At 37.8% G+C, this 21631-nt stretch carries 20 protein-coding genes; 18 read left to right on the forward strand and 2 right to left on the reverse strand.

Features of this window, described 5'->3' with window-relative positions:
* Positions 1–4 precede the first annotated feature (4 nt).
* A complete protein-coding gene (gene rpsD, locus J3U54_RS04460) occupies positions 5–616 on the reverse strand; it encodes a 30S ribosomal protein S4 (RefSeq protein ID WP_103751508.1) in 612 nt (203 codons plus the stop codon).
* A 426-nt stretch (positions 617–1042) separates the two neighbouring features.
* On the opposite strand from rpsD, the gene ezrA reads away from it, so the two are divergent.
* The 10 genes from ezrA to mreD all read left to right on the forward strand — a co-directional run bounded on the left by ezrA (position 1043) and on the right by mreD (position 13458).
* Positions 1043–2758: a septation ring formation regulator EzrA gene (ezrA, locus tag J3U54_RS04465; protein ID WP_103751509.1), complete on the forward strand. Its 1716-nt coding sequence runs from the start codon at positions 1043–1045 to the stop codon at positions 2756–2758.
* A gap of 273 nt (positions 2759–3031) precedes the next feature.
* Positions 3032–4189 (forward strand): cysteine desulfurase family protein, encoded by a 1158-nt coding sequence (locus J3U54_RS04470; protein ID WP_267385237.1) that lies wholly within the window; start codon positions 3032–3034, stop codon positions 4187–4189.
* Positions 4190–4195: 6 nt separating this feature from the next.
* On the forward strand, positions 4196–5413 hold the full coding sequence (gene thiI / locus J3U54_RS04475; protein WP_220232992.1) for a tRNA uracil 4-sulfurtransferase ThiI: 1218 nt from the start codon (positions 4196–4198) through the stop codon (positions 5411–5413).
* Between the two features lie 270 nt (positions 5414–5683).
* On the forward strand, positions 5684–8323 hold the full coding sequence (locus J3U54_RS04480) for a valine--tRNA ligase (protein WP_267385238.1): 2640 nt from the start codon (positions 5684–5686) through the stop codon (positions 8321–8323).
* Between the two features lies 1 nt (position 8324).
* Positions 8325–9611, forward strand: a complete 1287-nt coding sequence (locus tag J3U54_RS04485) for a bifunctional folylpolyglutamate synthase/dihydrofolate synthase (protein WP_267385239.1) — start codon at positions 8325–8327, stop codon at positions 9609–9611.
* Positions 9589–10269 (forward strand): HAD family hydrolase, encoded by a 681-nt coding sequence (locus J3U54_RS04490; RefSeq protein ID WP_267385240.1) that lies wholly within the window; start codon positions 9589–9591, stop codon positions 10267–10269. The genes J3U54_RS04485 and J3U54_RS04490 overlap by 23 nt, the downstream gene beginning before the upstream one ends.
* Before the next feature lie 35 nt (positions 10270–10304).
* Complete coding sequence (locus J3U54_RS04495) at positions 10305–10928, forward strand: JAB domain-containing protein (protein WP_103751515.1); 624 nt, start codon at positions 10305–10307, stop codon at positions 10926–10928.
* 96 nt (positions 10929–11024) lie between these two features.
* Positions 11025–12029, forward strand: coding sequence for a rod shape-determining protein (locus J3U54_RS04500; protein ID WP_267385241.1), 1005 nt, complete (start codon positions 11025–11027; stop codon positions 12027–12029).
* A gap of 50 nt (positions 12030–12079) precedes the next feature.
* A complete protein-coding gene (mreC, locus tag J3U54_RS04505) occupies positions 12080–12931 on the forward strand; it encodes a rod shape-determining protein MreC (RefSeq protein WP_267385242.1) in 852 nt (283 codons plus the stop codon).
* A complete protein-coding gene (gene mreD, locus J3U54_RS04510) occupies positions 12931–13458 on the forward strand; it encodes a rod shape-determining protein MreD (RefSeq protein ID WP_267385243.1) in 528 nt (175 codons plus the stop codon). Before mreC ends, mreD begins: the two co-directional genes overlap by 1 nt.
* Positions 13459–13487: 29 nt before the next feature.
* Here mreD and J3U54_RS04515 read toward each other — a convergent pair whose 3' ends face one another.
* The gene (locus J3U54_RS04515; RefSeq protein WP_267385245.1) at positions 13488–13619 is read right to left on the reverse strand and encodes a DUF4044 domain-containing protein; all 132 of its coding nucleotides are present in this window, start codon (positions 13617–13619) and stop codon (positions 13488–13490) included.
* A gap of 102 nt (positions 13620–13721) precedes the next feature.
* Here J3U54_RS04515 and J3U54_RS04520 point away from each other — a divergent pair, with 102 nt between their 5' ends.
* The 8 genes from J3U54_RS04520 to murG all read left to right on the forward strand — a co-directional run bounded on the left by J3U54_RS04520 (position 13722) and on the right by murG (position 21614).
* Complete coding sequence (locus J3U54_RS04520; RefSeq protein ID WP_103751520.1) at positions 13722–14048, forward strand: DUF3397 domain-containing protein; 327 nt, start codon at positions 13722–13724, stop codon at positions 14046–14048.
* Positions 14049–14218: 170 nt separating this feature from the next.
* Entirely contained in the window at positions 14219–14650 is a 432-nt protein-coding gene (gene mraZ, locus J3U54_RS04525) for a division/cell wall cluster transcriptional repressor MraZ (protein ID WP_267385246.1), read from the forward strand.
* A gap of 7 nt (positions 14651–14657) precedes the next feature.
* Positions 14658–15605: a 16S rRNA (cytosine(1402)-N(4))-methyltransferase RsmH gene (rsmH, locus tag J3U54_RS04530; protein WP_267385247.1), complete on the forward strand. Its 948-nt coding sequence runs from the start codon at positions 14658–14660 to the stop codon at positions 15603–15605.
* Between the two features lie 13 nt (positions 15606–15618).
* Positions 15619–15981 carry a cell division protein FtsL gene (gene ftsL, locus J3U54_RS04535; RefSeq protein ID WP_103751522.1) on the forward strand — a complete coding sequence of 121 codons (363 nt, stop codon included), beginning with the start codon at positions 15619–15621 and terminating at the stop codon, positions 15979–15981.
* Positions 15981–18146: a penicillin-binding protein gene (locus J3U54_RS04540; RefSeq protein ID WP_267385249.1), complete on the forward strand. Its 2166-nt coding sequence runs from the start codon at positions 15981–15983 to the stop codon at positions 18144–18146. Before ftsL ends, J3U54_RS04540 begins: the two co-directional genes overlap by 1 nt.
* 8 nt (positions 18147–18154) lie before the next feature.
* Positions 18155–19117 carry a phospho-N-acetylmuramoyl-pentapeptide-transferase gene (gene mraY / locus J3U54_RS04545; RefSeq protein WP_103751524.1) on the forward strand — a complete coding sequence of 321 codons (963 nt, stop codon included), beginning with the start codon at positions 18155–18157 and terminating at the stop codon, positions 19115–19117.
* Positions 19118–19123: 6 nt separating this feature from the next.
* Complete coding sequence (murD, locus tag J3U54_RS04550; RefSeq protein WP_267385251.1) at positions 19124–20503, forward strand: UDP-N-acetylmuramoyl-L-alanine--D-glutamate ligase; 1380 nt, start codon at positions 19124–19126, stop codon at positions 20501–20503.
* A 1-nt stretch (position 20504) separates the two neighbouring features.
* Complete coding sequence (murG, locus tag J3U54_RS04555; protein ID WP_103751526.1) at positions 20505–21614, forward strand: undecaprenyldiphospho-muramoylpentapeptide beta-N-acetylglucosaminyltransferase; 1110 nt, start codon at positions 20505–20507, stop codon at positions 21612–21614.
* The last annotated feature ends 17 nt before the right edge of the window (positions 21615–21631 follow it).

Raw genomic sequence — 21631 nt, forward strand, 5'->3', positions numbered from 1 at the left:
AAAATTAAAGTAACTTGTTGTAGTATTCAACAACTAAAGCTTCATTAATTTCTGGTTCCATTTCATCACGTTCTGGAAGACGTACAAGTGAACCTTCCAATTTGTTGTCATCAAATGAAACAAATGATGGACGGGATGCAGCTGCTTCAAGTGCATCTTTAACTTGTTGTAAGTTCTTTGACTTTTCCTTAAGGCCAATAACTTGACCAACTTTAACTTCGTAAGATGGAATGTCAACACGTTTGCCATCAACAGTAATGTGACCGTGGTTTACTAATTGTCTAGCTTGTTCTCTAGTAGTAGCTAAGCCTAGACGGTAAACAAGACTGTCTAAACGGCATTCAAGTAAAATCATGAAGTTAGTACCGTGCTCACCTTCACGGATTTTACCAGCGCGCTTGAACAAAGTTCTAAATTGACGCTCGTTTAAGCCGTACATCCAGCGCAACTTTTGCTTTTCGTGAAGTTGCTCACCGTATTCTGACAAACGACCACGTGAATTAGGACCGTGTTGACCAGGAGCATAGTTACGACGGCTAAGTTCCTTACCAGTACCTGAAAGTGAAATACCTAATCTTCTTGAACGTTTCCAACTTGGACCTGTATATCTTGACATAAAATCCTCCAATAAAATCTGATAACAGTTTTTGGAGTAAAATATTACGTATAAGTTCAACATTCGTGCATCTTAATTTTCATTTTCGCCTGTTGCAGCGTCGGTTACTCGTTCACTTAAACGTATTAAGATGTTGACGTTCTTGTCACTTATAGCTGCAAATATTTTACAACCCCTACATTATAGCGAGCTGTTCCTACTAAATCAAGAAAAAAGTTAAATGAATACTAATTCTGTAGTAAAGTCGTCAGTACTAAATTTTTACTTGTAACGAAAATAATCGCAAAAAACTATTATATAGGTAAATTTTAGTAAAGAATTAGCTCTGATAATTCATGAATTAGATACTTCTGGCACTTCTTGAAATCAGGTTCCCACACTGGTAAAGAAGTTTGGTATAATTGGAAGTAGTTTTGGAGGAAAAATATGTCATCAACTCAGTCAATTATTGTAATAATTGCAATTTTAATCATCATTCTAATTATAGCATTTATGCTCATCGTTAATCGGAAGCAGCTGCGGGAAATAATTGAGCTTGACGACTTGATTACCAAGATTGAGAAAATGAACTTGGACGCAGACATTATCAAGCTGGATAAAATGGATCTTGCGGGAGAGAGTTTAACGACATTAACTACTTGGCGCAAAAATTATGATCAAACCACAACGAAGAAGATTCCAGAAGTTCAGGATTTGATTGAAAAGGCTGCTGAACAAAACGCTCATTATCAGCTTTTTAAGGCTAAGAAAAATATCAATCAAGCTCAGGAAATTATGAGACCGACTTTTGATGATGCAAAAAATACTAAGGAAGTCTTTACTGAACTTTTAGAGTCAAATCGCGAAAATCAAATGCAGCTTGACGATTTAAATAAAAATTATCAGGATATGCGCAAGCAGGTTTTGGCTGATTCTTTTGAGTATGGTCAAGCATTGGACCAAATTGAAAGTGAGCTGTCCGCAATAGAAGGTGACTTTACCGAAGCCAAAAGTCTAACTGCACAAGGTGATCAAGTTGAAGCAAAACGAGTCTTGTCAAAAATCAAGGTTGCATTAACTGGTGTGAAAACTAAATTACCAGAAATCAGACAGGCTCGTCATGAACTTGATACGGTTTTCCAGGATCAACTACGGGAAATTTCTGATTCATACAAAAAAATGATGTCATCGAAGTATTACATTACCAAGATTGATGTGCTAGCAGAAATTAAAAAAGTGCGAACTGAAGTTGATGATGCGCGTAAGTTGTTACAAGATCTAAAAATCGATGAACTTAATGAGAAGATTAGTAAAATTCAAAAAGAAATTGCCAACTTATACGATGTTTTAGCGAAGGAATACAAGGCTCGTCCTTTTGTTGAGGAAAATCAGGACAAAATTCAGCGCCTTCTTTCTCACGAACAAGTTGAATCGAAAAAATTAGTTGAGAAGTTGCGTCATATTGATGAAAGTTACGAGTTAACTCACGGTGAATTAGCTGAAAGTCGGCAGTTAGAGCAAGAAGTAAATGACATGAATCGACAATATACCGTTGATACTCAAAATATTGCTGACGGAAAGGGAGTCTATTCCGATATTAAGGCTTCTTGGTTAAGCATGCTTGAGCGTCTGCGTGAAATTTCTGATAAGCAGACCAAGATGGCGCAAGACGTTGATGGCTTATATGATTCCGAAAATGTTGCTAACGACTCAATCAATCGCTTTAAGCAAGAAGTTTCATTAGTATACCGCCGCTTGGAGCGGAAAAATCTGCCGGGTAATCCTGATACTTTTGTGCAGATGTATACCTTGGTAGTAAATGAAATCGGTCATGTTGCTAAGGAACTTAGCGAAGTAAGAATTAACATGGAAAAAATTTCTAATGAATTAATTCAGATTTCAGATGACGTTGAACGTTTGAAAAGAGAAGCAGACGAAATTATTAACTGTGCCGATTTAGTAGAACTGACCTTGCAATATTCTAATAAGTATTCAAGTAATGAGACAATTAAAAAAGCGCAAACTAAGGCAATGGAATTATATAGCCAAGAATTTAATTACAAAGATGCTCTTGACACCATCGCCACTGCTCTTGAAAAAGTGGAACCAGGATCATATCAACGCTTAGAAAATGCGTATTATTCAGATAAGAAAAATAACTAACCTTAAATCCGAAAAAGTACTGTATCAATGGCAAAATACGGTACTTTTTTTGTTGGCAAAGTAAAATTTTTGAACTATTCACAAAAATAGTGTTACTATTTTAGAGCAATTTTCCATCTAATATTAAGGAAGCAACTGTTCTTTCTAACTTATCACTGCAAAAAGAGAATTATAATTTCCTTATCTAAATTGCAATTGAAGCGTTGGGGCTTTTAAGTTACAATTTATTAGTTAACAATAGCTATTTAGAGCTTTTTGAGGGGAGTAAAGTTTGTGATTTATTTTGACAATAGTGCAACGACTAAAATTGATCCGTCTGTTTTAAGTACCTATGATCAAGTCGCGCAAACCATTTGGGGCAATCCGTCAAGTTTGCACAAATTAGGTGACCGGGCGTTTCAATTATTGGAAAGCTCCCGAAAACAAATCGCTAGTTTATTAGGAACACAAACCGAGGAAATCTTTTTTACTTCTGGTGGAACTGAATCTAATAATGTGGCGATTAAAGGAACGGCTTTTCAGAAAAGAAAATTTGGCAAACACTTGATAACTTCTAGTGTTGAACATGCGTCTGTCACAAATGCTTTTAATACTTTGGAGTACCTCGGCTTTCGGGTTACGCACTTGCCAGTTGATAAACAAGGGCGAGTTAATGTCAATGACCTTCGCAACGCAATTGATTCAGATACTACCTTAGTTTCAATAATGGGTGTTAATAATGAAATTGGCACCATTCAGCCAATTGATGAGATTAGCGATCTGTTAAGCAATTATCCGACTATCAATTTTCATGTAGATAATGTTCAGGCATTAGGCAAAAATATTTGGTCACGGGTATTCACACCGCGGGTCGATTTTTCCAGTCTTTCGGCGCATAAATTCCACGGACCACGCGGCATTGGCGTTTTCTATAAAAGAGAAGGTAAGATGCTTGCACCCCTTCACGATGGTGGAGGGCAAGAAAAAGGCATGCGTTCAGGAACCGAAAATTTACCGGCAATTGCGGCAATGGCGAAAGCGATGCGTTTAGTCTTAACTGATGAAAAAGCTAAGGCTGATAAAGAAGCAGCAATTAAAGCTAAGATTGTTGATTATCTGCAGAAAAAGCCAGGAATTAAAATATTTTCACCAGTTAATGATAATTTTGCTCCGCACATTTTATGCTTTTCACTAGAAGGCATTCGGGGCGAAACACTTGTCCATACTTTGGAAGAACATGATATTTATACTTCCACAACCTCTGCTTGTGCTTCAACCAAGGTAGATGAGGCAAGTACTCTTATTGCTATGCATATTGATGATAAAATCGCGACTAGTGCCATTAGGCTGAGCTTTGACGAAACAAATACACTTGAAGAAGCGGATGAATTTATCGCGGTTTTTGACCAGATTTACCGTCACTTTGCTCGAATTAATCATTTAGGAGAATAATTTTTAATGAAATATACTGAAGTTATGGTTCGCTATGGTGAACTTTCAACTAAGGGAAAAAATCGCAAAGATTTTATTGGTCGTTTGGCTGGTAATGTTACCAAAGTATTGCGCGACTATCCGCAAGTTGAGATTCACCCTAAACATGACAGAATGCACATCGTATTGAATGGTGCACCGTTTGAAGAAATAGACCAACATTTGAAAAAGGTGTTTGGCATCCAGACATATTCACCGACAATTAAGGTTGATAAAACGCTTGAGGCAATTGAAGAAACTGCTCTTGCCTTGATGAAAGAAACTTACCAAAAAGGCATGACATTTAAAGTCAATACCAAGCGTAGTGATCATCATTTTGCTTATGATACCAATGAATTAAATTTAATGATTGGTGATTATCTTTTTGATCATATGTCTGATTTAAAAGTTGAAATGAAACATCCCGATCTTGTTTTACGTATAGAGGTTCGCCAGGACGCAATCTATCTTTCAAACCAATTATTGCGCGGCGCAGGCGGAATGCCTGTTGGAACAGGTGGGCGTGCTGTTATGATGCTTTCTGGTGGGATTGATTCTCCTGTCGCATCGTATCTTGCCTTAAAACGTGGCGTTGATATTGAAATGGTCCACTTTTACAGTCCGCCTTATACGACAGAGAAGGCTTTGAATAAGGCCAAGGAGTTAACAGGAATTTTGGCTAATTATGCCGGACGAATTAACTTTATTGCTGTTCCGTTTGCGGAAATTCAAGAAATAATTAAAGAAAAAATTCCTGAAGGTTACTTAATGACGGTTCAGCGCCGCTTTATGTTGCGACTGGCTGACCAAATTCGGGCAAAAAGAAAAGACCTAGCAATTTTCAACGGTGAATCTGTTGGTCAAGTTGCTTCGCAAACGCTTGAATCAATGACAGCCATTAATGATGTAACAACGACTCCCGTATTGCGTCCCGTTGCTACGATGGATAAAACAGAGATTATCAGTTTAGCTGAAAAAATTGGAACATTTGACTTATCAATTCAACCATTTGAAGACTGTTGTACAATTTTTGCTCCCCCACGTCCTAAAACTAAGCCTAGACTTGATAAGGCACGGGAATATGAAGCTCGGCTTGATGTTGATGGCTTAATTCAGCGTGCACTTGCAGGTATTAAAGTAACGCCAATTTATCCTGACGAAAAGTTCTTGGCTGATAAAGCCGCAGAAGATACTGCACTACTTTAAAAAACATGTTATAATGCTAGCAAAGCAAAAATCAAGAGGTATTAACCTTATAAATAGAGAAAGGCCCAATGTTGGTGAAAGGCCGAATGAAGGTTAATTGGTAGCTTGATTAAGCTGGTTAGCTGAACTATTAGTAGGCTAATCCGGTAAGTTCACCGTTATCACTTTCAAGAGAAGCAAGTTTTAACTTGCTTAACCTTAGGTGGTACCGCGGTTAAATTAGATCGTCCTAGACAATTTGTCTAGGATTTTTTTATTGGGAGAAAAATTATGTCAGATTTAGCACCTAAATATGATCCCCATGAGGTTGAAGAAGGCCGGTATCAAGAATGGCTTGATCAAGATCTTTTTAAACCTTCTGGAGATAAAAAAGCTCACCCTTATTCAATTGTTATTCCTCCACCCAATGTTACTGGTAAGTTGCATTTGGGTCATGCTTGGGATACAGCGATTCAAGACACGTTAATAAGATATAAACGAATGCAAGGTTATGACACACTCTATTTGCCCGGAATGGATCATGCCGGAATTGCTACACAGGCTAAAGTTGAAGCAAAACTGCGTAAGCAGGGCAAAGACCGTCACCAGATGGGCAGAGAAGCTTTCGTTAAGCAAGTTTGGGACTGGAAAGATGAATACGCCAATATTATTAAGAGTCAATGGGCAAAGATGGGCTTGTCACTTGACTATTCTCGCGAACGGTTCACTTTAGATGAAGGCTTGTCCAAAGCGGTTCGGCGGGTTTTCGTTCAACTATACAACGAAGGATTAATTTATCGTGGTGAATATATCATTAATTGGGATCCAGAACTGCAAACGGCACTGAGTGATATTGAAGTTATTCACCAAGACGATAAAGGTGCTTTTTATCATATTAAATATCCATTTGCCGATGGTTCTGGGTTTGTTGAAATTGCAACTACTCGTCCAGAAACCATGTTTGGTGATACTGCTGTTGCGGTAGCTCATGGAGATGAACGATACAAAGATATTGTCGGTAAAGAATTGATTTTGCCACTTGTTGGCCGTCATATTCCGATTATTGAAGATCAACATGTTGATCCGGAATTTGGAACTGGTTTAGTAAAGATTACACCAGCTCACGACCCGAATGACTTTGCCGTAGGCAATCGTCACAATTTAAAGCGAATTAATGTCATGAATGATGACGGTACGATGAACGAAAATGCTGGTAAATACGAAGGCATGGATCGTTTCGAATGTCGTGAAGCAGTTGTCAAAGATTTAAAAGATCAAGGCTATTTAATTAAAGTTAAGCCAATTGTTCACTCTGTTGGTCACTCAGAGCGTTCTGGTGTTCAAGTTGAGCCGCGTCTTTCTACCCAATGGTTCGTTAAAATGAAGCCGTTAGCAGAAAAGGCATTGCAAAATCAGGAAACTGAAAATAAAGTGACATTTATACCTGAAAGATTTGAGCAGGCTTTTAAACAATGGATGGAGAATGTTCATGATTGGGTAATTTCGCGCCAGTTATGGTGGGGGCACCAAATTCCAGCTTGGTATAACAAAAAAACTGGTGAAATATACGTTGGCGAGCATGAACCAAAGGATAGCGAAAATTGGGAGCAAGACCCAGATGTTTTAGATACTTGGTTTTCAAGCGCATTATGGCCATTTTCAACGATGGGCTGGCCTGATGAAAATTCTGCCGATTACCAACGCTATTTCCCGACAAATACTCTAGTCACTGGTTACGATATTTTGCCTTTCTGGGTTTCACGTATGATTTTCCAAAGTCTTCATTTTACCAAGAAACGTCCGTTTAAAGATGTTGTTCTCCATGGCTTAATTCGTGATGAACAAGGCAGAAAGATGAGTAAATCGCTCGGTAACGGTGTTGATCCGATGGATGTTGTTGATCAATACGGCGCAGATGCCCTAAGATGGTTTTTACTTAATGGAACTGCTCCTGGCCAAGATACACGTTATAACCCTAAGAAGCTTGCTTCGGCATGGAATTTTATTAATAAAATTTGGAATGCCGCACGGTTTGTAATTATGAACTTGCCAGCAAATGCCCAGCCAGCTCATATGCCAGATACTGCCAATTTTGACCTGGCAGACAGTTGGATTTTCGACCGCTTAAATCACACTGTTAGTGAAGTTATTCGGTTGTTTGATGAGTATAAATTTGGTGAGGCTGGCCGAGAATTATACAACTTTATCTGGAATGACTTTTGTGACTGGTATATTGAAATCTCAAAGGTTGCTTTAAACAGTGAAAATGAAGAACTGAAGACAAGAAAGCAAGCTAACCTCGTTTGGATTCTTGACCAAACTTTGCGACTTTTGCACCCAATTATGCCGTTTGTTACTGAAAAGCTTTGGCTGTCAATGCCGCATGATGGTCAGTCAATCATGACTGCTAAATATCCAGAAGTACACCCAGAATTTGCTAATGAAAAAGCAAATCACGATATGGCTTTCTTAATTGAAGTGATCAAGGCTGTTCGGAACATCCGTACTGAAGTTAATGCTCCATTATCATCACCAATTGACATCATGATTCAACTTGAAGATGCCGAAAACGAACAAATTCTGACTGATAATGAAGAGTACGTTAAGAACTTTTTGCACCCGAAGAAGTTGACTATTGCAACTGAACTTGCTGCGCCAAAATTAGCTAAGACAGCAGTTATTTCAGGAGCACAAATCTTTGTTCCATTAGCTGATTTGGTTAACATTGACGATGAAATCAAGCGAATGGAAAAAGAAGAAAAAGATCTGGTTAGTGAAGTTGAGCGTTCAACCAAGAAGCTGAACAATCAAGGCTTTGTTGCCCATGCTCCTGAAGCTGTTATCGACAAAGAAAAAGCTAAAAAAGCTGATTATGAAAGTCAACTTGACAGTGTTCGCCAGAGAATTGAAGAATTGAAAAAGAGTGAATAATGTGAATTTTACCAATACTCAAGACGTGATTAGTTATTTATATTCGCTACCGAAGTTTCATGAAAAAGCAGATTTATCATACATTAAAAGAACTTTGGCTGCTTTACACAATCCTCAGGATAAAGTAAAAACCGTTCATGTCACGGGCACTAATGGTAAGGGTTCAACTTGTTATTATTTAAGTAATTTGTTGCAAAAGGCTGGTCAAAAGACCGGCCTTTTTGTTTCACCCTATGTTTTCGAATTTAATGAACGAATTCAGTTAAATGGACAAAACATCAGTGATGACTGTCTCATTGATTTGGCTAATCAGATTGAAAAAGTTCTTAGCAAGATTCGTCAAACCGAACCTGACTTTGCATTAGCGACTTTTGAATATGAAGTGGCGATGGCTTTTCTTTATTTTGCTCAGGAAAAGTGCGACTTTGCCGTGATTGAAGTGGGCATCGGTGGTGAACATGACAAAACTAATGTGATTACCCCAGAAGTAAGTATCATCACAACAGTAGGGCTTGATCACGAACAAATTATTGGCCCAACGCTTGAGGATATTGCCCGCGAAAAAAGTGGCATTATCAAGAAAAATCGGCCGGTAGTTTTAGGCAATATTCCCGAAGAAGTATTACCAATTATTTTAGCTAAGGCCAATGACGAAAATGCCCCTGTGAAGCTCTGGAACAAGAATTTTAGAATGGAAATTGAGCAAAATAAGGACATGATATATCGTGACGGAAACAGCGCCCTATCTTTTACAGCCCGGCCTAGAGTAGAAGGAATTGATATTTCCGTGGCTGTTCAGGCTTTTAAGTTATTCAATTTGAAGTTAACTGATCTTCAAATTGAAAGAGCAATTAATGAAACTGTTATTCCAGGTCGCTATCAAATTTTGGCGACCAAACCGCTAATTATTCTTGATGGTGCTCATAACATTCAAGCGATGAAAAATTTGCTAACTTTTGCTCACGAGCAGCAGCAAAAACGGCATGGAATAATTAGAATTTTGATCATGATGATGAAAGATAAAGATTTAACAGAAGTTTTTGCTCTATTTAAACCTACTGACCGCGTCATGCTTACAACAATTGACTATCCACGGGCGGCTAAAGAAGCCGATTTTCCACCAGAAGTTCGGGAAAAATACGAATATCATTCGGATTGGCAAAAAATCTATACCCAGATGAGACAAGCTAGCCAGGCAAATGATATACTGCTAGTAACAGGTTCGTTTTATTTGGTGGGCAATATCCTGCAAATGGAGGAAAAGAATGAGGATAGAAAACAGCACTGACGAAATTAATGGTGTACTTTTTGATATGGATGGCTTACTGGTTAATTCAGAAGAATTATACTGGCAGGCGAATATTCAAGCGTCTCATGAAGCCAATTTATCAACTCCAGATGATATGTACTTAAAATTGGTTGGTTCAACTAATAATGATATGCAAAATTTTTATAATGAGTATTTTGAAAGTAATGCTCAACGTAATCAGTTTATTAAAAGAACTGATGAACTGGTGTGGCAATGGACTGACCAGGGAAAGCTGAAGCTGCGTCCGGGAGTGCAAGAAACCTTAGATTTTTTGTATGAGCGTGACATACCGATGGCTATTGTTACTAGTAATACGGAGAATGTGGTAGAGCATAACTTATGGGTGACGGGAACGCGAAATTATTTTCAGTTTCACTTAAATTATGATGACTTTTTAAAAAATCACGTTAGACCTAAACCAGCACCGGATATTTACTTGTTGGCTGCCAAAAAAATTGGGGTTGCAAAAACTAATTTGCTGGCATTTGAAGATTCTTCACCAGGGCTGCAATCAGCGGTAAATGCTGGAATCAAATGCATGATGGTTCCAGAACTAATACCGGCTAGCAAAAAGGATCATGAAATTGCCACGTGCATTTGTAAAGACTTTTTTGCAGTTCTAAAACAATTTCAGTGATTTTCTACGTATATAATAGTGAAAGGAATGATTTAATGAAAATTATGAAGTCCAAGCACTATTTAATTAATACGGATATGGAATTGTTGAGTACTTTATTTGGTCAATTAAAGGAAGAGGGAATTACTGAATTTGAACAACTAATCCAAAAAATAAAAGGATTAGGGTTAAATGATTTTAATGATTTATTTAAATATTTATCGGGCGCAAATTGTCCTGAGAATATAGCTATTATAAGTGAAGATTTGCTTGAAAGATTGCGAATGGCCTCATTTGATCGTGATGATGTGTTGACTTCTAGTAATGAGGTAGGCATGTATCTGACTAATAAATTAGCCAATCGCAAGCAAGAGGAACTGTGGGCTTTTTATATTGATAACAGCAATCATATTATTGCTGAAAAATGTCTGTTTAGGGGAACTTTGGATAAATCCGTTGCACATCCACGTGAGATTTTCCGCTGGGCAGTAATATATCCTTGTGCAGGTATATTCGTAGTTCACAATCATCCCAGTGGTAACTTGATTCCTTCACAAAGTGATTTGGAATTAACCAAAATGTTGCAAAAAGCATCAGAGATGATGCATGTTGATTTTTTAGACCATTTTATTGTAGGAAAAGGGCGTTATTTAAGTATGCGCGAACACCAATTGTTTTAAGTTCGTCTTAAAGTTACACCGCAAATCTTTTTTAAATTGCACTTTATGCTATAATTATTCAAGATTTAGAGACTGCAGGAATAAGGAGAGATTTTCGTGTTTGGATTAGGAGCAAAAAACATTGGCATCGATTTAGGAACCGCCAATACGCTTGTCTATATGGAAGGCAAAGGTATTGTATTAAGGGAGCCTTCCGTTGTTGCCAAAAATACACAAACTAATAAAGTGATTGCTGTCGGTTCAGAAGCAAGAGAAATGATTGGTAGAACACCATCATCAATTGTTGCAATTCGACCAATGAAAGACGGTGTGATTGCGGATTATGATACAACCGCATCGATGCTCAAGTACTTTATTGAAAAAACAGTTGGTAATGCGAAACCTTCAGTGATGATTTGCGTTCCTTCAGGAGTAACTGAAGTAGAAAAGCGGGCTGTCATCGATGCTGCTCGTGTTGCTGGTGCTCGTGAAGCTTATGTAATTGAAGAACCTTTTGCCGCAGCTATTGGTGCCGGTCTTCCAGTAATGGACCCAACTGGCTCGATGGTTGTTGATATTGGTGGGGGAACAACTGATGTTGCTACTATTTCGTTAGGCGGGATAGTTTCTTCAACTTCAATTCGTCAAGCTGGTGATAAGTTTAATGCTGCTATTGTGAATTACGTTCACTCAAACTTTAACTTGCTTATTGGTGAACGGACAGCTGAAGATATTAAAATCCAGATTGGCTCAGCTTCGGTTGATAAAGCAAAGGATATTGAGTCAGTGAATATTCGCGGACGTGATTTAGTCACGGGTCTGCCAAAATCCGTTGATGTAAAAGCTGTCGATGTTTCTGAGGCAATTCAGGATGTTGTCCAAGATATTATTGTTGCAATTAAAGAAACACTTGAGCAAACTTCACCAGAAATTGCTGCTGATGTGATTGATCACGGAATAGTTTTAACTGGTGGTGGCGCACTGCTTAAGAACTTACCAGATGTAATTTCAGAAGCTACTAAAGTTCCTGTCTTTATTGCCCAAGATCCGCTTGACTGTGTTGCAATCGGCACCGGCGAGTCTCTTAAAAATATCGAAGTAATGCGTAGAAGTCGCAGATAATATTAAAAGTCGGCTGTTTATGCCGGCTTTTCTTTAGGGATCAATTCCAGATGAAGAAGTTTCTACAAAACAAAAAATTATTATCAGTTTGTATTGCCGTTATCGTGATTTTTTCAATCATTGGCGGATCTGTAAGCTTGCGGAATAAAAGAAGCACACCATTAGTTGTTCAAAGCTTTGGCAATGATATTGTTGCTGTAGGAGCAAGAATTGTTAATTTTCCAATTGGACTTGTCTCTGGCAGTTTTAACACGGTTCATGACTTACTAAATACACAAAATGAAAATAATTATCTGAAAAGTCGGGTAACGGAGTTAGAACAAACGAAGACACGGAATGCCAGTCTAGAGGCTGAAAATCGTCAATTAAAAGAAGCGCTAAAAGTGAAGAAGACTCTAACCGACTTTGATATGATTAATGCTTCTGTGATTTCTCGTTCACCTGATAGTTGGACAGATTTGCTTGTGATTAATAAAGGTGCTACTGCCGGCCTTAAGAAAAATATGGCGGTTATGTCTGGTGGCGGTGTTATCGGTCGGATTATTGAAGTCAGTGCAGCTTCAGCAAAAGTTGAATTGATTACTGCGACTGATAAGTCTGCTAACCGGTTTGCTGTCGAAGCAGAAGCAACCAATGGCAAAAAGGTTCATGGCATAATTACTGTTATTGGTAATAAAACTTTAGCTTTCACTCAAGCAATTGATAGCAAAAAGCTAAAACAGGGGACTAAAATTTATACCAGTGGAATGGGTGGTAATTCTCCTAAGGGATTATTAGTTGGTAAAGTAGCAACTACGACTCATGATTCCTTTGGCTTATCAGATTTAATTAGAATAAATCCAGCTGGTGAATTGAACGATCCGTCGGTTGTTACCGTTATTAAAAGGACGGTGACGGATTAATGCGTTCTTTACGAAAATTTACGCTGGCTCTATGGTTATTTGTGACCTTAGTTTTAAATGGTAGTCTATCAATGTACTTGCATCCTTTTTTAAACGTGGGTGTAAATCAACTAATGCCGATTGGGATGATGCTGATTGCCTTATTTGATGATACTAATTCCAAAGAATTATGGTTAGCCATAGGAGCAGGTGTAATTAGTGACATTTACTTTTTTGGTGTTTTAGGACTTTATTCTGTTTGCTTGCCTTGTGTGTGCTGGCTGTTGCAAAAAGTTGCACGGTTCTTTTCCGAAGTTTTTTGGGTAAGGTTGATAGCAGTCTTACTAGGTACAATATTAATTAACAGTTATAATTGGTTAGTTTTGAACTTAATGGGTATTAGCAACATTTCCGTTTCTGCATTACTTGGCAGTTTTTTGCCAACTATTGGCTGGTCACTTGTATTTGCAGTAGTTACGTATAAAATTTGGGGCAGTCTAGCTGATAATTTTCCATTTATGGTAAAACTTGAAAATTATCAAAATTAAAAAACGTGAGAAATTATTTCTCACGTTTTTTATTCGAAAATTCCCAGGCCCATTAAAACGTTAACTAAAACAGCTGCTAAGGTTATAACTGCCATTAGCCAAGCCATAAAGATAGTTAATCTTTCAAAACCTGATTTTTTCTTTTTGTGTTTCCGTGCCATTACTAGACCTCCTGTTTGAACAATATTTTATTCTACTTAATGGTTTTTTTCAAACGGCTATTAAGCTAAAATGGAAATTAAGTAATAGTAGAGGACAAAAATATGCTTTTAATTTTTTTATTACCACTTATTGGGATTTTTTTGGCAGTTTTATTAAATAGGCTTTTTCCAAAAGCACAATTTCATGGGTATGATATTCTCCCATTTTTCTTAGTGATTGCCTGCCACTTAATTGTGGTTCAGGAAAAGAGGCCTGAATTTTTACCATACGGATTTTTGTTGTTTTTTATTTTAGTAATAATAATCGCAATATCCGAGGCAGTTAAAAACAAAAATATTTCTTTGGGCAAAATTTTTCGTGAAATCTGGGACTTTCTCACCATGAACACGATATTCTGGTACATCGGATTATTATTTATGATGATTTAATGGGCTGACGTGACACCAGCAAAATAACCTTAAAGGGTCGAAATCTCGCATGGGATTTCGATCTTTTTTTTGCTTTTAAACATGGATAAATAAAAAATGTAAATTTTATACTAAAAAGTGGTAGGAAGTGGTGAAATGTGGTAAATTATTATTTGGAAGGGGGCTAGACCATGTTCATGGGTGAATATCATCACAATCTTGACAGTAAAGGGCGGTTAATTATTCCCGCTCGTTTGCGTACTCAGATTGGTGACAAGATGATTTTTACTCGTGGAATGGAAGGCTGCATTTTTGGCTATACTACTGAAGCATGGCAAAAAATTGAGGCTAAGTTAGCACAACTTCCGTTGACTAAGAGAAATGCGCGTAGTTTTACGCGTTTGTTCTACTCTGGTGCAATGGAATGCGAATTCGATAAGCAGGGACGTGTTAATCTGACCACAACACTGAAGAAACACGCTTCCCTGATTAAAGAATGTGTCATTGTTGGCGTTTCTGACCGGATTGAAATTTGGTCAAAAGAACGTTGGGAAGAATTTAGCGACCAAGCTAATGATAACTATGATGACATCGCAGAAGATTTGGACGAAATTGAGCTTTAATATGACTATGGAATTCAAACACACTAGTGTACTCTTACATGAAACAATTGAAAATTTAAAACCCCATGATGGTGGTCTTTACGTAGACGCAACTTTCGGTGGTGGCGGACATGCAAAATATTTGCTAAGTAAAATTGATCGAGGAACACTAATTGGTTTCGATCAAGATGAATATGCAATAAAGTCAGCACAGTTAAACTTTGCGGATTTGTTAAATCCTGATAGTGAACCCAAGTTAGAGCTTGTACACGACAATTTTAGTCATTTGAAGGAGAACCTAGTAGATCTTGGTTATCAAAATGGCATTGACGGTATATACTATGATTTGGGGGTTTCATCTCCTCAATTTGATCAAGCAGGACGCGGCTTTTCATACCGTTTCGATGCTAGACTAGATATGAGAATGGATCAAAGCCAAGAACTTGATGCATACCAATTAGTTAACAATTCGAGTCAGAAAGAATTAGCTAATATTTTGTATAAGTTTGGGGATGAAAAATATTCCCGTCAAATTTCTCGCAAAATCGTCGAAAGAAGACAAAAGAAACCAATAGAAACAACTTTTGAATTGGTAGAGGTTATTAAGGAAGCAATTCCTGCGTTTGCACGCCGGACTGGAGGGCATCCTGCAAAGAAAACATTTCAAGCTTTAAGAGTGGCAGTTAACCACGAACTTGATGTTTTGCAGGAATCACTTGAAGAAGCCATTGAGCTTTTGAAGCCAAACGGTAGAATTAGTGTGATAACTTTTCAGTCTGACGAAGACAAAATCGTAAAAAACATTTTTAAGAAATACTCAGAAGTTGAAGTTCCGAGAGGAATGCCGATGATACCAGATAGTATGAAGCCAACACTTCGCTTGGTTAATCGTAAACCAATCATTGCTTCAAATGAAGAGTTAAAAAACAATAACCGCTCACACAGTGCAAAGTTGCGGGTTGCGGAAAAATTGTGAAGAGGAAATAGCAATGGCTGATAGTTTAGCAAGAAAAGTAGAATTTAATCCTAATAAACAACAAGAGCCCGAGCAACGAAAAAGACAGGTCTTAGATCATAGTCGCGTTGCTTGGAATGGCCTAGAAAAGTTTTTACTTGTTCTAGGAACCATTATTACACTGGGATTAATGACCCTATTAGTTTCTTCAAGCATTTCTGCCACTTCAGCACAACACGAATTAACCAGTGTGCAACGTGCAGTTGCAAAAGGGCAAAATCAAGTCAGTGATTTACATCAAGAATTAGGTGAGTTAACCTCAAGTGCAAGAATGAATAAAATTGCTAAGAGTAAAGGGTTGACTCTAATTGAAAAAAATATTAGGACTATTCGCTAATGAAAAAGCACAATAGTAATTTAAATTCGCAAAAATCCAAAGCTCACAAATACCGTTTTACAGTAGGTAGATTCCTCCAGGTAGCCGTAGCTTTGGTTTTTCTTGTATTTATAGGTAGATTTTTGTATATTGGAATCTCCAAGACTGTTAGTGGAGAAGATTTAACTAAAAAGACAGAACAGCTTTATATGCGTAATCAAGTTCTGAAGGCAACTAGGGGAACGATTTATGATCGAAATGGTTTAGCGATTGCACAGGACTCGCATCTATATACTGTTTATGCCATCTTGGATAAGTCTTCGATCAATTATAAAAATAAGCCTGAATACGTTGTAAATAAAGAAGAAACGGCTGTCAAGCTAGCTAAGGTGCTGCCATTATCAAGTAGTCAAATACTGCATTATTTGAATCCTGCTCATCCTGTTTTTCAAGTTCAATTTGGGACTGCGGGAATTGGTTTAACCAAAAAGCAGAAGGATCAAATTGAAAAGATGAAGCTTCCGGGAATTAAATTCTTCGAAACGCAATCGCGCCTATATCCTAACGGTAATTTTGCTTCTCATGTGATTGGGATAGCAAGCCCCGAATATGATAAGAAGAAGCGAACTCAGAATTTAGTCGGTACAATGGGCTTGGAAGCCTGGTATAACGATGAACTATCTGGTAAGGATGGTTATCAAATTTCATCAGTTGATGCGTCTAATTTTCAAACACCGAATAGTGTTCAAAACTTCCAACCACCCAAGAATGGTAATAATCTTTACCTAACTATTGATTCTCAACTTCAAGAATATCTTGAAAGTCGCTTGTCGTATGTTCAAAATAATTTTGCCCCAGTTTCAATGACGGCTGTAGTTGAAGATATGAAAACGGGTAAAATTTTGGCTACTTCACAAAGACCAACTTTTAATCCGCAAACAAAAAAGGGCATAGAACATTCTTACCGTAATATTTTAGTGCAAGATACTTATGAACCGGGTTCAGTTTTCAAGGTATTAACGCTATCTGCGGCGGTTAATAGTGGCAGTTACCATCCAAATCAGTATTATAATTCAGGATCAGTCACGGTTAGTGGTTCTGTAATTCATGACTGGCAACCGCATGGCTGGGGTAGTATTCCATTTTCTCAAGCATTCCCACGTTCCAGTAATACCGGGTTTGTTCATATTGAGCAACAAATGGGTGCAAAAACTTGGCGTAAATATCTGAATAAATTTCATATTGGGCAAAAAACCAATGTAACGTTACCAGGGGAACAACCAGGTATAATTGCGTTTAAGTCGCCAATTGATCAAGCGGTTACCAGTTTTGGGCAAGGTGTTAACGTCAATGTGATGCAAATGATGCAGGCATTCAGCAGTTTGGCTAATGATGGTCAAATGGTTAAGCCCCAATTCGTTGAGAAAATTACTAATGCTGAAGGCAAAATAATTTCTGGCTACCAAGTAAAAAATGTTGGCCAACCGATTTATTCAAAGGAGACGGCTCAAGTTGTTTTGGCAAACATGCGGCGGGTCTTAAATAAACAAATTGGGACAGGTTCTGTTTACCGCATTAAAGGTGAAAGTATTGCCGTTAAAACCGGTACAGCACAAATTGCTAATCTTAAAAGTGGAGGCTACCTCAAGGGCGATAACAATTATACTTTTTCAGTTGTCGGTGTGACGCCAGCTAAGCATCCGCAGTATTGTATCTATATTACTGTAAAGCAACCACGTAAAATGACTAAACCAGCAGAAGTAATCTTGTCATCAATTTTTAAGCCAGTGATGAACCGGGTCATTTTAATGTCGAAAAATGAGGTCGATGATTCAACGATTGTTAAAATACCTAACTTCACAGGAATGACTTATTCTGAGGCACAAAAAAAGGCTCGTCAACTGGGCTTAAGGCTTGCTAAGATAGGTAGTGGTGATAAAATAACTGAACAGTCAATTAAACAGAACCAGAAGCAAGAAGCCGGAAAGCGGATGTTTGTCATGACTTCCGGCAAGATTGCTTGTCCAAATATGAAAAACTGGACAATTGACGATTTGCACCAGTTTGCTGACTTGACTGGCGCAAAAATTACAATTCAGGGAACTGGCGTCGTGCAAGAGCAAAGTCGTTCGGTGAATTCAACCATAAAGTCGGGAACAAAAATCAAAGTTAAATTAAAGGAGTAGCACTTTTTATGCTAGTAATCAGCATCATTGCATTAGTTAGTTCATTAGTCTTAACCGGTATTTTTTTACCGTGGATGATTATTTTTATGCGGAGCCATCATGAAGGACAAGAAATTCGAGATGAAGGACCAAAGTGGCACGAAAAAAAATCAGGAACGCCAACGATGGGTGGTGTTGTTTTTGTTCTTTCGACGGTTATTTCCACCGTATGGGTTGCCTGCTGGCAAAATCAATTAAATAAATTAATCTGGATTTTATTAATTAGTTTATTAGGATACGGTATTATTGGCTTTTTAGACGATGGTATTAAGCTATTTTATAAACGCAATCTCGGATTAAAAGCCTGGCAAAAGTTTGCACTACAGATTTTGATAGCGGTCATTATTATTGGTATTGCAGCAACGGATCACTTTAGTTTTGGTCTATATATTCCCTTTATTGGCACTGTCACTAGCGTTGTTCTATTCACAATTTTTGAAATTTTCTGGCTGGTTGGCTTTTCAAACGCAGTTAACTTGTCAGATGGGTTAGATGGGCTAGCAACAGGGTTATCAATCATTGCATATGCGACATATGCCTATTTGGCTCTTAAGCAAAAGAATTTTGCGGTTCTCATTTTCTGTATGAGTGTTATCGGCGGTTTATTTTCATTTTTTATTTTTAACCATAAACCTGCTAAAATTTTTATGGGTGATGCCGGCTCCTTAGCGCTTGGTGGCGGATTAGCTGCTGTTAGTTTATTCTTAAATAGACCTTGGTCATTGCTGTTGATTGGAATTGTTTTTGTTTGCGAAACGGCTAGTGTAATTCTTCAAGTTATTTCTTACCAAACTACAGGCAAAAGAATATTCAAAATGACGCCGATTCATCATCATTTTGAGATGCTTGGATATTCCGAATGGAAAGTTGATATCATTTTTTGGATTGTTGGTTTAATTGGTAGTATTTTATATTTAATAATTTGGGGTTAAAAAATAATGAGGCAAATAAAAAAATATGTCGATAAGAATATTTTAGTTTTAGGCCTAGGAAAAAGTGGTTTTGCAGTAAGTATGTTGTTGCTTAAACTTGGTGCAAAGCTGACTTTGAACGACCAGGCAGAACTTGCACAAAACGAGCATGCTCAAAAGCTCAAGGAATTAGGTGTACGTGTAATTGGTGGTCACCATCCAGTTGAACTATTAAGTGGGGAGAATTTTGATTATTTAGTCAAAAATCCTGGTATTCCTTATGACAATCCAATGGTAAAAAAAGCTCTTGATTTGTCTATTCCAGTAATTACTGAACCAGAAATTGCCCTAAACGTAAGTGAGGCACCTTATGTTTGTGTCACCGGTTCAAATGGTAAGACTACGACAGTTATGCTGACGCAGCAAATACTTGAGCATCATTTAGCCCCGCAAAATCACCATGCTTATGCTGTTGGTAATATTGGAGTTCCAATTTCTGAGGTGGTCGAAAAAGCTACCAAGGATGACATTCTAGTTGTTGAAATGTCGAGCTTTCAATTATTGGGAGTGACTGACATTGACCCTAAAGTTGTAGCAGTCGTTGATATTTATCACAATGTCCACTTGGATTACCACAAGACATTTGCTAATTATGTTAATGCCAAATTAAATGTTACGCGAACGCAAACGGCCCAAGATTATTTTTTGGCTAACTTTGATCAAAAGGAAATTTTAGCAAAAGAAAAAGAAGCAACTAAGGCCAAGGTACTAACCTTTTCTGAGAATGATCAAGCAGCAGATTATTTTATTGCTGATGGTTATTTGCAGAGCCATGAAGGTAAGATTATGAAGACGCAGGACATGAAACTCCCGGGAATTCATAATCAGCAAAATGCTCTTGTTGCCAGTGCAATTGCGCAGATAATGGGCGCAAATGATGACGATATTCGCAAGGTGCTAGCCACATTTACCGGAGCTAAGCACCGATTGCAATATGTTATGACATTAGACGATCGAAAAATATATAACGATTCAAAGTCAACTAATATCGAGGCTGCAACCGTGGCCATACCTTCTTTTAGTGAACCAGAAGTGCTAATTGCTGGGGGCCTTGATCGCGGATTTAATTTTAATTCATTGGTGCCGTTACTAAAAAAGCATGTCAAAGCAATCGTGCTGTATGGTGAGACGCGCTATTTACTGGCTGACGCAGCTAGAAAGGCCGGTATCAAGGAAATTGTTATTGAAAATTCGCTTCAAGAAGCTGTCCCTAAGGCCTATGAGTTAACCAGTCCGGGTGATGTTTTGCTATTTTCACCAGCCTGTGCTTCTTGGGATCAGTTTAGAACCTTTGAAGAACGTGGCGATTATTTTGTAAATTTTGTTAAGGAACTTAAAACGAAGTAAAATGAGGATTATTTTTACAGGTGGCGGTACAGGTGGCCACATTTATCCAATAATGGCATTAATCGAGAGATTAAAAGAAAGAAATATTGCAACAAATGATGAAATTCTGTTTGTTGGGACTAAAAAAGGACTTGAAGCGAAGATAGTTCCTGCTGCAGGGGTTAACTTTCAGACGATTGAAATTCAAGGATTTAGTCGGAAACATTTATTAAGTAATTTTGCCACTGTTAACCTATTTATGAAGGCTACTAAAAAGGCTAAGAAGATTATTACTGATTTTAAGCCTGACGTAGTTGTCGGAACTGGGGGCTATGTTAGTGGAGCAATAGTCTTTGCTGCAGCCAAATTGCACGTTCCCACGATGATTCACGAATCTAATTCAGTTGTCGGTGTGGCAAATAAGTTTTTAGGTCATTATGTTGATAAAATATGTTACACCTTTGACGATGCTGCTAAACAATTTCGGGAAAAGAAAAAGCTGGTTAAAACTGGTAATCCTCGTTCGCAACAAGTTTTAGGTTTGGCTGCCTCGAAGGTAGATTTACAGAGTAAGTGGGGCTTAAATCCTAAAACTCCTACTGTCTTAGTCTTTGGGGGTTCCCGCGGAGCTCTAGCGATTAATCGGATTATGTTAAAATCGTTAACTAAACTGGAAAAGAAGCCTTATCAAATTATTTGGGTAACTGGAACTTATTATTATGATGAAATCCAGAAGAAACTAGCAGGTATTGATTACGGAAAAACAATTAAAATCCTTCCTTATGTCAAAGATATGCCAGCGTTACTGCCGAAAATGACGTGTGTAGTTTCAAGATCAGGTGCGACAAGTATAGCGGAATTTACGGCTCTTGGCGTACCGGCAATTTTAATTCCGAGTCCTAACGTGACTCATAATCATCAAATGATTAATGCACTCGACCTTGAGAAAAAGGGTGCAGCAACAGTAATTGCTGAAAATGACCTTAATCCTAATAACTTTATTTCTTCAATCGACCATATTTTGCTTGATAGCAAATATGCTGATGAAATGAGTAAAGCTTCTAAAAAGCTTGGCGTCCCAAACGCTTCTGACCAGGTATTACAGGTAATGCAAGAAATCGCAAATAATTAAGAGAGGAAGTGAGACAG

It is taken from the genome of Lactobacillus sp. B4007 (assembly GCF_026535895.1).
Classification (GTDB): Bacteria; Bacillota; Bacilli; order Lactobacillales; family Lactobacillaceae; genus Lactobacillus; species Lactobacillus panisapium.